At 41.0% G+C, this 14,245-nt stretch carries 13 protein-coding genes; 2 read left to right on the forward strand and 11 right to left on the reverse strand.

Annotation, left to right across the window (positions count from 1 at the left end; genetic code table 11):
* The first annotated feature begins 8 nt into the window (after positions 1-8).
* Together IGK85_RS13405 and IGK85_RS13410 are read left to right on the forward strand one after the other, a co-directional pair.
* Positions 9-299, forward strand: a complete 291-nt coding sequence (locus IGK85_RS13405; RefSeq protein ID WP_144809228.1) for a DUF5960 family protein — start codon at positions 9-11, stop codon at positions 297-299.
* A 188-nt stretch (positions 300-487) separates the two neighbouring features.
* On the forward strand, positions 488-757 hold the full coding sequence (locus IGK85_RS13410) for a hypothetical protein (RefSeq protein ID WP_207490581.1): 270 nt from the start codon (positions 488-490) through the stop codon (positions 755-757).
* Between the two features lie 304 nt (positions 758-1,061).
* On the opposite strand, the gene IGK85_RS13415 is transcribed toward IGK85_RS13410, so the two are convergent.
* The 11 genes from IGK85_RS13415 to IGK85_RS13465 all read right to left on the reverse strand — a co-directional run bounded on the left by IGK85_RS13415 (position 1,062) and on the right by IGK85_RS13465 (position 14,146).
* Positions 1,062-2,156 (reverse strand): hypothetical protein, encoded by a 1,095-nt coding sequence (locus tag IGK85_RS13415; RefSeq protein ID WP_207490582.1) that lies wholly within the window; start codon positions 2,154-2,156, stop codon positions 1,062-1,064.
* 201 nt (positions 2,157-2,357) lie between these two features.
* The gene (locus tag IGK85_RS13420; RefSeq protein ID WP_429972264.1) at positions 2,358-3,323 is read right to left on the reverse strand and encodes an N-acetylmuramoyl-L-alanine amidase; all 966 of its coding nucleotides are present in this window, start codon (positions 3,321-3,323) and stop codon (positions 2,358-2,360) included.
* Positions 3,324-3,326: 3 nt separating this feature from the next.
* Positions 3,327-3,578 (reverse strand): DUF5960 family protein, encoded by a 252-nt coding sequence (locus IGK85_RS13425; RefSeq protein ID WP_429972265.1) that lies wholly within the window; start codon positions 3,576-3,578, stop codon positions 3,327-3,329.
* 35 nt (positions 3,579-3,613) lie between these two features.
* On the reverse strand, positions 3,614-3,952 hold the full coding sequence (locus IGK85_RS13430) for a phage holin family protein (RefSeq protein WP_429972266.1): 339 nt from the start codon (positions 3,950-3,952) through the stop codon (positions 3,614-3,616).
* Positions 3,949-4,200 (reverse strand): hypothetical protein, encoded by a 252-nt coding sequence (locus tag IGK85_RS13435; RefSeq protein ID WP_008380481.1) that lies wholly within the window; start codon positions 4,198-4,200, stop codon positions 3,949-3,951. The genes IGK85_RS13430 and IGK85_RS13435 overlap by 4 nt, the downstream gene beginning before the upstream one ends.
* Before the next feature lie 12 nt (positions 4,201-4,212).
* The gene (locus IGK85_RS13440; RefSeq protein ID WP_325844142.1) at positions 4,213-4,467 is read right to left on the reverse strand and encodes a hypothetical protein; all 255 of its coding nucleotides are present in this window, start codon (positions 4,465-4,467) and stop codon (positions 4,213-4,215) included.
* On the reverse strand, positions 4,467-6,776 hold the full coding sequence (locus tag IGK85_RS13445) for an immunoglobulin-like domain-containing protein (protein ID WP_429972267.1): 2,310 nt from the start codon (positions 6,774-6,776) through the stop codon (positions 4,467-4,469). The genes IGK85_RS13440 and IGK85_RS13445 overlap by 1 nt, the downstream gene beginning before the upstream one ends.
* Entirely contained in the window at positions 6,773-7,786 is a 1,014-nt protein-coding gene (locus IGK85_RS13450) for a hypothetical protein (protein WP_429972268.1), read from the reverse strand. Before IGK85_RS13450 ends, IGK85_RS13445 begins: the two co-directional genes overlap by 4 nt.
* Entirely contained in the window at positions 7,786-8,805 is a 1,020-nt protein-coding gene (locus tag IGK85_RS13455) for a phage tail protein (protein ID WP_429972270.1), read from the reverse strand. Before IGK85_RS13455 ends, IGK85_RS13450 begins: the two co-directional genes overlap by 1 nt.
* A gap of 8 nt (positions 8,806-8,813) precedes the next feature.
* On the reverse strand, positions 8,814-9,635 hold the full coding sequence (locus IGK85_RS13460) for a phage tail domain-containing protein (protein ID WP_429972272.1): 822 nt from the start codon (positions 9,633-9,635) through the stop codon (positions 8,814-8,816).
* Complete coding sequence (locus IGK85_RS13465) at positions 9,635-14,146, reverse strand: phage tail tape measure protein (RefSeq protein WP_429972273.1); 4,512 nt, start codon at positions 14,144-14,146, stop codon at positions 9,635-9,637. The genes IGK85_RS13460 and IGK85_RS13465 overlap by 1 nt, the downstream gene beginning before the upstream one ends.
* Positions 14,147-14,245 lie beyond the last annotated feature (99 nt).

Below are 14,245 nucleotides of genomic sequence, written 5' to 3' on the forward strand. Positions count from 1 at the left end.
TGATTGATATGCAAATACCACTGGCGCACCAGAGAACTTATGCCTTTGAACGTTACTATTATGAATTCATCGAACGAATGGGTCCAGCGCACTTATTCTACGATCAGTTTGTTAGAACTATGGAGAACTTCGGTAAACCATACTTTACCGTGCCATCAAGTTACAGTGGGTATCCCGAAGAGCTGGCATTTGTGTTTAAGATAGATAGCGACAATTATTTATTTGATCATGTTAGAACTCAAGAGAAAATTCTCCGAAAATACGATCCTAATGAAAAATACAGGCCCGGTGGCAACTAACATGAATTTGATAACTATGTATGAGCAAGGCTACCTATCTCTTTCTGAGTTTATAAATGAATTTCCTGATTCAATTTCGGAATCACAAGAATGCTTGTTTGGATTACAATGCGTTAGATTTTACGTTGCTGTCACTTTAGGGAAAACGGATTGTCGCTATTATATACAAGGTTATGGAGGCGATTGTTATGAAATCGATGAAAGGCTATGTATCGAAGATAAGAATATTGAAGATGAGCAAGACCCCTTTGGTGCGATTCTCGCTTGATGGAGTGAACTGTTTGATTGCGGCACATAGTTTGAACTTCCTTGCCGATGTTGACGATGGAATGCAAATTGTAGTCGCTGGAGAGTTTAATGGTCGAAAGCAATTTGTAGTTAAAAAGTATACAGTGATCGGGAAAACGAAGATTATGATTGAATTTGAAGCAATGAAAAAAGACCTTAGGCTTCGCTAGGGTCTTTTTTCATTAACAATTCTATATTAGAACTATAGTGAGGTTCTTAAACTTTTAAAAATTTACATTTAAGTTTCAATCTGATACTATTATTCTGACAGGAAATTAAAATAGGGGTGATTTTCATGAGAATATTTATTGGATCAATATCAGGTTATCTATTCTTTTTTCTTGTATTTACTCTTTTTTTCTTTCTGATACTCGAACCTTTATTAAAAAAAAGAATTTCTCTATCAAAAATTTATTCATTATCATGTCTTATATCTACTTTGTTATGTGTTTTTTTTATTCGGATAAATATATTTTAGCGATCACTAACTTCAACGTTTGTGGTCTCTTTTTCTTTGACTGAATTAATGGCATCAATGAGTTCATCTGGTAAGCCCAAGTTCAAACTTTCGATAGGAACGTCAAGTTCTTCAGCTATCTTCAATGCTTTTTCAATATTTTCTAAATCCATCGCAGTATTTTCCCTTTTTATACTTTCTTCCTTTAATTCCAATTCTTTCTGATCATTTTTTATTTTTTCTTTTTGAGGCAAGACTCCGTTGCTTTTTACCGATATCTCAGGTAATACTCCTCCGCCAATTTTGACTTCTCCTCCATAAGGTAATGTCGCTACACCAAAAATTAGTAAACCAATTCCTATACCAGCAACTGTCCTAGTAATAATTTCTGATTTTCCTTTTGACTGAGCATTTATTTTTATATCAATATTTCTATCCCCTGCTAATAATTCGTACATTTGAGTGTAATGGTATAAAAAACTACTCAGATCGGACATATTTATATTATCTTCTATATTTATGTCATATGTAAGATGAATTAACCCTTCACCATCAACATACGCTCCGTATAACGCTCTATTAATAAATGCTTTATACTCGTTAATGTCATTTACAGTTTGTTGCCGATATGATAATTTGAGGATTTTACTATCTGCATCTTTTTTATAAAATGATTTTATCCACTTTACTTTCCTTCTCTTAATGAAGGGACACTGACCAGGTAATGTACTGATATTTTCTTCTTTTTCGAAATATAGTTCACTAGTCACCTCTCCCAGCATATATCTCTCTGAACCTTCATTTGGTATTAATACTAAATCACCAACTTTAATGTCTTTTTGAAAGCTTAAAAGTTGATTAGCTGTTCTCCCGGGCTGTTTATCATCTGGATATAATGATTCAACTACAGTTCTTAATTGTGTTGGATCAGTTCCTGCTTTTTTTAATCTTTCTTCATCTACGCCATTCCATCCTATAGCGATAAAACTACTATTGTTGAAATCGTCATAATACAAACCAGATTCTGTCCTTACAAGCCAATAGTCTGAGTTAGTTTTTAATCTTGGCAAATTATTGTAGATGCTCTGACTGAGTTCATTCAAATTTTCCAATGCAATTCCTCATTTCTTATATCTAATATCTGCTAATTCAATTAAAACAAAAGGAAGCCTGAAAAACAAGCGTTTTCCAAGCTTCCAAAGCAGATATAATCTATTGAGGACTATAGGACAACAATACCAAACATCAGTTTGCATTTCAATCAAAATGACTATGTATACCCACCCTACTTATGTAAGGTGGGATTTTTTCTATTAAAACGGCAAACGACCAGCATTCAGATCTCGCTGGATTGCCATGACTAGCTGGCTTTGCGGAGCACTGATAAATCCATCCGCGGTAGTCCCCTTAGCACGTTGCATAGCTGTAATCGTTTGGGTACCACATAATCCGTCTTGTGTGATTCCCAACCGGCGTTGCGTATCCCGGATGAGGTTTGATCCTTTCAGCGTTGTATCAAAAATAGCCGCATGAACATTTTGATTCTGAGCTTGCCGCCATTGGTGGCTGATACGCCCGTCTTGAATCTGCATCTTCGTTACTTCTTGCCAACGTCTCGCCGTTAACGGTCCAAGCGATCCATCAACTGCAAGTTGTGTCGGTTGGGTTGGTGAAGGTGTTGGCGTAGGGCTAGGAGTTGGTTGCGGTGTTGGTGTTGTTACTGTAGATCCACCACCATTGTTTGATCCTCCGCTAGAAGCGGAATAGCCCATCGCTTTCAGGGCTGCATTGACTGCATCATCCATTTTTCCGCTTAGAATATCCATATCCCGTTTGCTATCAATGAAGCCCCACTCGATCAGCACAGTGGTACCAACAGACGCTCGGATCACGTAAAGAGACGTGGTAGCTTTCGCACCTCGGTTTACCCATCCTGTTACCTTACAAACTTCATCGCAGATCGCTTGCGCTAGTTTTCGAGCAGTCTCGTTTCCTGCAAAGTACCAAACTTCAAAACCATTCGCTTGGCCATTAAATGCATTCAAGTGGTGGCTGACATGAAAGCTAATACCTACACGATTCATTTTTGCAACAATATTTACTAGGTTAGCATTCGCAGTAGTTCCAGCGTCATCCGTGCAGTCAACTGCCTTAGTCACTTTGATAAATTTTTCGTGAATTGTTTGTGCAACTTCATGCTCTCTTAATCCGTTACCGGCAGCCCCCGGCGTTCGAGCATTATGCCCTCGATGTGAGGTTGAGTTATTGTATTTTGTCATTTCTTATTCCTCCATCCCTACATAATAAAAATCATCGATTTTCTCCGTTGGATCATCTGTCTTTTCACGTTGTTTGAGCTCAAATTTAAATGAAACGGGTTTGTTTTCTTTGGTGAAAGGCGCAATTAATTGGTAAATGGTGCCGCCGGTATGGTGCATAGTGTGTGCCGCATCTTCTACTGGATCTACTTCCTTCACAATTTCTGGTGTTGCTACTTCCTCAAAATCTTTGATAAACTGCTCTTTGTTTCTCATATTTCTTTCCTCCTAATTTTTCGTATAGAAAAAGATCAGCCCTTCGACTGATCTTGATTCTCAAATATTGTGTTTTCTGTTTCTGATTGGCCATCGCCATAGTCTGGTGGATCATCGCTATGAATCAAATGATCCCCTTGGATCACAAATTGATGTCCAAGTACGGAAGCACCTGTCACTAGTACTGCCTGCACGATATGTTCTGCCGTGTAGCCACCTAATAAAACTGGCGTAAACATTAAACTAATTGCCAGCAATAAAAAAGGAATCCATTCGGTTCTTAGGATCCCTGCATGCTTAACAAAATACCCGATGATCCATAATGCAAGGATCATCACAAACCCTTCTTCGATGACAAACTGTGTAATGCTCATTTCCTTCCTCCAATCATGTTAAATAGCGTTTTAATCTGCTCTTTTATGGTTGCTAACTCTTTTCCGAATTCTGATTGCTTGTCTTGAATATCCTTAAGCGAACCATTTAAACCATCAATTGATTTGTTTAATGCTTTAAGTGTCTTTCTCATATCTGCGAAAGCACTATAATACTTGGTAAAACCAAAGATTATAGTGCCTGCTAAAGAAGCGATCGCGATCCATTCTGTTACTGTTAGTGCGTCCATCCTATCACCTACCTAGTTCAATTCTTCGATTGGGTTTTCTAGTTCGTGGTTCTCCTCTAATTCGTCGATCACATCATGGACCACTTCCTCAAATTCGCTGTCATCTTTTGCATCGACGACCATCATATTCACATCGTCCATCCGCAGCTGGTGCTCTTCTAACTCACTTACGGCCTCATGCCAGTACTCTCGGACATATTCCGTAAAGGCACCTTGTTTATGTGACTGTCTAAGCTCAGTTAAAAATCGTTCCGTATCTATTGCCATCAGATATCCTCCCCTAAGAATGTTGTGCCAACATTTAGCCATGCACCTACAAACTGAACTGCAGCGTAGGTAAAACTGGTTGTAGCTCCTCGATAACGAGCCATATAGATTTCGCCAGTTGGATCGATCTCCATGTTAAAAATTGCTGTCCCCGATCCGGCCACAACCCTGTTTACTGTCTTTTTTGGACGGTACCCGACGGGAAGCCTTGCCATGAGAATTTTCTCGGTTCCGGTAGTTGCAATCGCTTCTGTGTTCGCAATAGCCCCGCTTAATGCCACAATATTCCCTGTTCTTTCTACCTGACAATGCCAGATACCATTATCTGCACTGTAACTAATAAACCTCGGATCGAAAGTAGGACTTATTGCTGGCAATGAGTTATCTTTTTCCAATCGCTCAATGCGTGCTGTCGTGATGTCTGTGTTGGCTTCGTAGATATGCAGTTCTCTGATTCTTAGAACAGTTGCCGGCTCAAGCCAAATCGAGAATCCTGCAAAAGAGGTTAGTTTGATCGTTCCTTGGATCCATACAGGAGAATTGTTAGATAAGGTAAACTTCAAATTTTCTCCTGAGCCAGTCCCGACCTCAACCTCTTTTCCCCAAGATGCTGCATCTGTATTAACGAACATCGCTACATTGTAAGTTCTTCCTATCGCTAGGCTAAGTGGTGGAGTCGCCCAATAAACTCTTCCTTTGGTGGCAGTTGTATTATTCAAGACAACACCGTTTGCATCATATGTCATTGCAAAGTTTCCTTCGTTAAACGGACGTGGTTCTCGCTTTTGGAAATCTGGGTCAGGAAACTGATTTGTGAGACGAATCGTATTTTGTTCCAGCGTTTGGACTTTTTGTTGTGTTAAGGTGAGATCTTTTTGCATTGCTAGCTCGTCTGGATTTGGTACCCAATCACCCACAACATTCCCTTGTGCAATCATTGCTCTCCAAAGGATGAACTCGCAATCATCCTCCACACGATCCCGACTAAACACAAATTGCATAGCCGCTGTTCCGGCAACAGATACCCTCGGGGGGAAAACCACTCTTTTTCTTTCCCCAGGCGATACAATAATCACTCCGCCTAAATTATTCTGAACTCGAACATTTGTTGAGCCTGTATTTTCAATATAGATACTATGGATGTAGCTCACGTTTGGAGAAACCAACCGATTGGCCCGCACTATCCCCATGATGATATTGGTCCCGCCTGTAACAGTATGTTTTACCGCATTATTCGTTCTCCATTCTTCTACTGACTGATTTTCTTCGTACGTGATCACTGACCCAAGGTAGTTGATCATTTTAGGTGATTCAGAATCACTTAAATAATTCCGTCCACCGTATTCAAGGCTATTGGCTAATGATTCAATTTCATTCCTAACCGTTGTTAGCCGATTTTCTAACTGCGTGATCGTTGCTGCTAAGGATGTCAGGCTGTTGTTGATCGCTGTAAATTTAGCTTCCGCCTCTTCTTTATACCGATCGACTTCTGCCTCGATTTCATCAAGCATCGCCTTTACCGATGCACGCATCTCAGTCAAATCATCTTCGACCTGTTGCTTTGCATTCGCGAGTTTCTCGTAGATCTCGTGGAATCCCTCGTAATAAAACTGAGACACGCTTTCGGTCATGTCGTCGATTGGGCTTCGTTCGATGTGAAAAAGAAATCGACCAGCTGTATCTAGTTGCTGATCGTTTGGAGGCTTGATGTAAATGCTTCCGTCCACTCGTCCTTGGTGGCCAAGGATATTATTTTTAAGGATAATCGACACAAGTCCTTCTGCAGCATCCTCGATCACCGCATGATATACGTGCCGGAAACGTCCCATGTCGCTTGTCTCTGATCCACCTTCTAAGCAGATTGGAACGACGGTGCCGTTTGATAATGGCTGTGGTGCGCCATCTTTATCAAGCTTGAAATACATCTTTGCAGTCCCTCGATCATGGGAGAAAAATACAACCTTGGTACTGATTGGATCCACACGTTCTGCTTGGATTCTGATCAAGGATTCATTTTTCTTGAATAACGCATTATCTGTCTCAACTTTGATCGTTACAACTACACGTGCAATTTCGTTATTGCCCGAGTCGTATCCGACTAATTCAACTTTGTCATGTCGCTTGATACGATCCGGACCAACATAATAGGTAAAGAATCCGTTGTTAAAGGTGCCGCCCCAAGACACGTGATGATCGTTGATAAACAATCGACCTCTGACGATTGGATCTGTGTATTGACCGGTGAGCTCCACCTGACCAATCGAAAAGGTATCTGGAAACAAACGAGGAATAGTTGATTTTTCTGTCATGAGAATACTTGCCCCCCTAACGATCTTTGCTCCATTGTAGTTCCTGTGATCGACGCTGCGGTGTCTCGGAAAATAATAGCACCACGTGCCCCACATATAACCGTGTTGTTATTCCCCGCCACATCTCCAGACAGACGAGTCATTGCTGTAAATTCGGCACGTATCACCATACGTTGATGACTGGCCCACGAGGTGTAGACATTACCCGAGCAACCGCTAAAGTGAAACGTATTGTAAGAATCGTGTGCAAGTGTCGAAGCCGTTGCCCGACAATTATCAATAGCACCATAGCTCACTCGGTCAAATCGGATGAAGTAGCCCGGCGAGTTTGCGATATCCGTAGATTGAATACCTCTTACACGGCAATACGTACTGCAATCAATGAACTGGATCGATCGAATAAAGCAACTTAAGTTCCCGGTTAGTGCGCTGACAGATGAGTTATTCTCTGCTACGATTTCAATATTATCTGCCTTAAAACCTCGAACGGTAACATCTTCAAGATATGCTCCGCTTCCAATCCGTATATTAAAGCGCGTGGTCGATAGCAACGGTAAACTGTTGACGGCTGCTTGAACTGTTAAGAACGGCTTTCGCTCCGTTCCGTCGCCTGTTGTGTCGTTCCCATCTTTAGAGACGTAAATTACTTGGGTTCCGCCAGATCCACCGTAAAGCATCTGGATTACCTCAAGTAGCTGATCATAACCATCGCTTAAATCCTCGATTTTAGATACTAATTCTTGCCTTTCATGTGCTGACAATTCCTCTCCGGCGATTAATCGCTCTTGTAGTGTTAAAAATGTCTCCCCTCGCCAGTTGACACGTGCGTCGATCACCTCATTCGGTGAGTTGCCGCCTGATTTTAGCACGGTGTTACTAAATCTTGCTTCAAGGTATTTATCTTTTTGATCGAGGCGGTTTATCTCTCGCTCTGTTTGATCAACGTTATGGTTAAATGCTTTTTTCCATTCCAAGCCAATACGATTCGTTACTAATTTAAAAAATCCCACTAGATCAACCTCCTTTGTATTAATTTTGCAAGTATGCTAGTCATCGTCTTTTTTGTGTTAGATAGCACTACCTCAGGTGGCTTATTAGGCAATGCAGGATATTTTTTATACCCAACTACTTGGATATAGGTATTGATGTTGAGCGGTTCATAGACAAATGGCACAAAATCACCTTTATCTATCTCAATAGCCCACTTCAGATTTACAACACCTGATATAGATGGTTGGTCTTGTAATTCACGAATTAATCTTTCCCGCATATTTGCAGCAACCTGATAGCGCTCGTCTCTCACTGGCTGTTGAATTCTGATCCCCCATTTTGCCGATTCGGGCGACGTGTATGTGATAGGTGAAAAATATTCCCTGTCGTCATCATCTGTTCCGCCAACCCCTCTAATCTGCGTTCGTAAATTCAACGTGTCAATATCAAACCGCACATCGTCAGTGTTGTGCTTATAACGTATTTGCTGCTCTGTTTTTTGACCGTAATTCCCAGAAGGATAAAACGTGAGGTGTTTATTATCAGGGATTACAACTGCTCCAAAGTCTGACAACAATTTATTGATTAGACCTAGATAACTGTCATCTCCAAAGTTTTCCACGTCTCGACTACCTAAAACATTATTTGGATCTATTAAACTCCAAGTAAATCCGCGATTTCCCGCTGCAAAAACGTGAGTAAGTAGTTGTCGCATTGTACGGCGACCGGTCACTGTATTGTATTGATATCCCTCGGCAATCGAGTAGTAAACGTGTGTTGCAACTACTGACTTAAATAAAAAGGCTCCTTCTCCGCCATCTGTCAGTTGCTTTATAATAAATTCTTGACCTTGGTATATAATCGAACTTTCAAAAGTAACAAGATCATATGAAACTTTGTTTTGCTCATTAAGCCTTACTGTTAAAGAAAGTTCCCACGTTTCGCTTTCTTGCCAATTTTCGAAGAAAGAGCCCTTGTCATAATCGACAAGAAGCTCTTCTTCTGTTTGTTCATAATTTCGTATAATTAAATCTGCCATGGTTTCACCTACTTATACAAAAAGCGGAAATCCCACTCTGATCGCACGCGGCTTATATTCTGAAGTTCGATATCGTTTATGCCAGGTACTAACCTAATCAATGCATGATTCGTATCGATGCCTCGATTGACACCGTTTCTTTTCGGGTATACACCATCTAATTCAATCCAATCACCACGTCTTGTGCTAAATTCAGGATGATAGATAAACCGTTCACCTGTAGTACGGTTAAATATGTTTAGCTGACCATCGCTTTCACCTTCAACTTTGATTCGCAAATCATGCTCCCGAGGATCTACTGTGAAATCTCCCGCATTAAAAATTATAAATCTACTAGTATCGTGCGTATAGCTATAATCCTCAGATGCTAAACCTTGCGAAAATTGCCAAGTTGATTCTAATGAGAAATCGTCTAGACTTGTGCTAATCGACTCAGCATGCCCGCGATAGCAATAGAACAAAATCGTCCCATTAACGTATCGGCTTGTGACTTGTTCATAATCAATCGCGATTCTCACACGATATCTCTTGCCCGGCTCATTTGGATTAACTAAGTAAATGAGCTGCTTGTCAATTAGGAAACTTTGAAACTCTGAGACGAAGAGAGAAGCATCTTGATATGAGGAAACATTTATTAAAAAATCTGTACTTATAAAAAAGCCATTATACCTCTCGTTACTAATCTGACTTCCGTCCACTCCTTCAAATTGTATAAAAGTTTGTTCGAGATCCGGTGCTTCTCTCTTCAAACCAGAAAATTTTATTCTAGGGCAACACTCTTTCAATGAATATTGTGCACCGCCTTTTATGATTAAAACGTCTGATCCCACTAAATCCCCCCTAATCCTTTATTCGCAAATAAGCGTTCCAAAGTGATTGCGTTGTTTCTATCTGCTGCAGATGCTATGTCTTTTTCTGAAATAACAAGCTCTTTGCGAGCTATTACCTCAAGCAACTTAACAACTTTTTTTAGATCTGAAGTATTTTTCTCTGTACTAGTAGTAGATACCCTATCCGTGCGTGAACTTGTAGTCCAATCATTGATTCTGCTCAATGCAGTATCATCGAAACTTGTTCCATGTTCATACCGCGGCAAAGTCTCCATCATTTTTGAGATTGATGGCCATATTTTTGTCCCTCTAGGAAGATCATAAAGTGTCCAATCAGGAGGAGATATACCAAAATCCCCTTGAGGTGTAAGAAATGGTTCCGCTTTGCCTCCATCACCAAGCCAAACAGGCCCTCCTTGAAAATATGGATCGCCGGTAGCCTTTCCCGGAAGTGTCGGTCCGATAAAATCAGCTCTAACAGTACGGGTTGTAGTTGCAGGTATCTCAGCGAACCTCTGCCATGCGCTCAAAGCATTTCCGAAAGGTCCGCTTGCCTTATCTTCACCCTGAGCAACTTTAGTTGATGGATTAACATTGCGATTGTAGTTGTTTATTGACGAGGAAGCGCTACTTACTTTATTTAGCACATCGGAATTTTCGCCGAACAGCGTCTTTAGATGAGGCAAGACATTTCTGTTATATGTTTCAACTGAAATCGTACCATCGCGAACCTTAGATAAGATATCCTCGTTGTTTCCTAGCATTAACTTAACTTCTGTAGGCAGAGCATTCCATGCGTTAAAAGAAGCTTCCGAGGCAATCACTTTATCAAGCAAATCTTGATTGTTTGCTAGGATTTCCTTTATGCTACTCGGCATTTCATTCCATAGCCCCAAAGCTGTCTCTGATGTTGCAAGGACTGCCAAAAAGTCATAGTTGTCGCCCAAAAGTTCTTTTGTATCATCAGGAATTTCTTTCCATCTATTGTACGCTTCTTCCGATTCATTTAACTTGCTTAGAAGATTAAAATTCTCGGCTTTCAAATCTTTAATTTCTGGTTCAAATTCTTCCCACAAGCCTAGATCGAGCATTGTTTCCGCCATAACTTCTGGTGTGTTAGAATAAAGAAATGCTGTTTTAGCTTCAAGGGACATCCCCTCCCAATTACCAGCTGATTCTAAAGCTTCATACATCGTTATAGAAAACTCATCTTGAAGGATTGCTTCCTTATCTCCCCAAGCCATTCCATCCCACCACTCATTAGCAAGCGCCGCTTCACCAATAATTTTTTTAGCGTTGGAGTCTAGATCCGCCTCATGGATCAACAATTTCATGTCATTCCATGTTTGCGCGTCTTTTGTCGCCTCGATAATTACCTCATTGGCATTTGTCTTTACCTCACCGGTCTTTTCATCGAACACCAGGTTATTCCATGTTGCAGCGGCACTGCCCAGATGCTTACTTGCCTCATTTGCTGTCCAAGCTTGCTTTTCAGCGTTTTTTGTAGCATTAATAGCCAGTTGACGGCTCATGTTTTCCGCATTTTCGATAATCGATTTATTATTAGCAATCATCGCTTGACCAGCTTCACTAGTGGCATTTATTAATTGTCCATTTGCTAAAGAAACTTCATTGATCAGTTCTGGATACTTAGCAGTAATTGCAGCCATTTGAGCGTCAAAACCATCAACCGTAGTTTGGTTAATATCATCCCATGCACCTAAAAATTTCTGTGCAAACTCGCCTTCGAGGTTATATCCAAGCGCTTCGAGGTTCTTTTCCATATCTTTTCTTAACTCGGTTGAATTTTCTGCAGCAGCTCGACGCTGTTCCCCTAAAGCCTGTAGCCATGCTTTGGATTGTTCTTTTGTTGCGTTTTCTACATCAGCGTTCATTGCATCCAGAATTCTTGATTTCTCATCAGCCGATACATCAAGTGTTTCCACATACGCTCGGGTTGTGTCTCTAGCTAAATCTTGAATGATTTTACTTTCTGCAACACTTAGATCACGATCGTGTTTCGCTGCATTAGCTTTGATCTCGCTGATTCGTTGAGTATTTTCTTGTACCGTTACCAACGCATTTTCTGCTGCCTCGATCTCGCCTTCTAGCATACTTTTCATGGCTGCATCAAAAGCTTCCGGAAGCTCATCAAGCAGGCCTTTAAGCCCCTCAATTTTTCGTGATAAAGAATCTTCAATAGTACGTCCAATGGATTCAACGCTTTCAACCATTTTAACCGAGTCAGTTTCAAAGCCTTGCGCCATCATTCCAAATTGTCCAGCAGCTGCTTCAGTATCGTTTTTGACAGATGATAATGTCTCATGTGTAACGGCTCCCACATCTGTGCCCCATTCGCGTGTTCTGCGGGATGATTCGATAGCTTCCTTGCCCCAAGTTTGGTAAGCAATTGCTCCCAAACCTAACGCTGCCACTGTCAAACCTAGAGGAGAGGTTAACAAACCTAAGCCTTTTGCAAACAGTCCAGTTCCGCTTTTTGCGCCTAAAATAGAGGTAGTGAACCAATTTGATTTATCAGTTGCTCCAGCTACTTGAGTAGCATATTCGACAGTTTTGCTACCGGCATCTGCCGTCGCTTTAGCTTTATGCTTTAGCGTGCCAGATATTTCGCCAATTTTTTTCGCAAATGATGCTACCGATGAAATCCCTCCGCCGATAGTGCTTAAGAAGGACCCAGTAGCTGTTACAGCTGGTCCAATTGCGGCAGTGTATAAGAGAGTTTTAACAATTGTTTCTTGTGTTTCTGGGCTTAACTCCGAAAACTTTTTAGCCAAATCAGCAAGTTTTTCAATTAATGGTTGAGAAGCAGCAATCGCATTCTCAAACGCATCCAAGAATGGTCCACCCATGTCAATCGCCACATCCCGTACTTGGTTTTTAACTACACCTAATTTATGTGCGACCGTCTCTTGTCTAATCGCATACTCATCCGCCAAAGCGGTTCCTTCATCATACGCTTGATTTCCCAATCGAATAGAATCAGAAAATAGATCCGATGCATTCGCCCCACGTAACAAAGCGTCACGTAAACGAACTTCACTGATTCCCATGTCATCAAGGACCTTTATTGTCGAGCTTCCTTGTTCCTCAGCTTTTGATAACCCGACAACAAATTCCATGATAGCCTCAGCTGGGTTTTCTTTAAATAGATTGGCAAACTGTTCGCTTGTCATACCCGCAACATCCGCAAATTCTTCTAAACTTGTCTTCGAATTATCAGCCTCTTTATACATTTTTCTGAGCTCAGCTGACGTGAAGCCCATTTTTCCAGAAACATCCGTTAACTCCTTGCCTCCGTTACGAACAGCTAACGTTAATTGTTCCCAAGAAACTCCTTGATCTTCTGCATGAGCTTTTAACTCATCGAATGCACCGATACCCGTTTCAGTGGCTAACTGCATCTCAATCATTACTTTAGAAAAAGCAGTACCACCCGCTTGAGCCTCAATACCAACTGACGAAAGAGCTGCTGCAAAACCTAATATTTCACCTTCAGTCATTCCTACTTGAGTCCCAGCTGCAGCTAGATTCATTGCCATGTTACCTATCTCGGCTTCGGTTGCAGCAAAGTTATTTCCGAGCTCAACCAATGATGACCCGAGATTTCTAAACTCGGTTTGTGGCATACCAGTAATATTTGCTAAACGCGCTAAGGCAAACGAAGCATCTTCCGCACTAAAAACTGTAGTCTCTCCCAACATGATCATCGTTTCAGTAAAATCAACTACATTTTGTGTTTCAATGCCTAACTGACCAGCTGCTTCAGCAACACCGGCTATTTTGGAATGACTTGAGTGGTATGTACTTGTTAATCCGCGCAGTCCAGATTCTAACTCATCGTAGGAATAAATAACTTTTCCGTTTGAATCAACCACTTCATCATTAGTTTTCATGACACTAGCAAAATCTGTTTCCCAGTCCATAGCAGCTTTAGTGACTAAACCAGCCCCTGCCATAATTGGTGCTGTAACCCCCATTGAATACTTCTTGCCAAAGGAAGACATGCCATCACCAACGGAGCTTACCTTGCCACCAAACTTTTCCATGGCTTCGCCACTTTTTGTCCAATTTGATTCGCCAATAGCAATCTGCTTGCCTAACTCGTTATGTTGGTTAGTTAACCTTTCAATTTCTGCTACGGTCTTGTTAACAGCTGCCTCAGCACTTAAAAGCTGTGTCTTTTGATCAGAAGTTGCGTTATTGACATCACCAATACTTTCAGTCAAACCATCGTATTTTTCACGTTGTTTAGCTAGTTGAGCCGTGTAATTTTCAATGGCTTTACCCGTTAAATTGTATTGTGCCTTTTGATTAGTTACTTTTGTTGCGTTATTGTCCCAAGCTGTACCTTGTGACTTCAGCGCCGTTTCTTGAGCCTTCATCACACTGTTGATCGATCGCATTTGAGTCTCTAGAACTCTTGACGACTGCTGAAAAGGATCAATATTAAGGCTTGCTGTAGTAACTAAGTTTCCTAGATTTGTTGACAAGGTTTCGCCTCCTCCCTACATAAGCATCGCTAGAAAGTCTTCTGTTAATTCCGATTCTTGCTTTTGCTCCTGGAACATCTCGTTAAATATCTCAAGGTC

The sequence above is a fragment of the Enterococcus sp. AZ015 genome, from assembly GCF_050499225.1.
Taxonomy (GTDB): Bacteria; Bacillota; Bacilli; order Lactobacillales; family Enterococcaceae; genus Enterococcus_D; species Enterococcus_D entomosocium.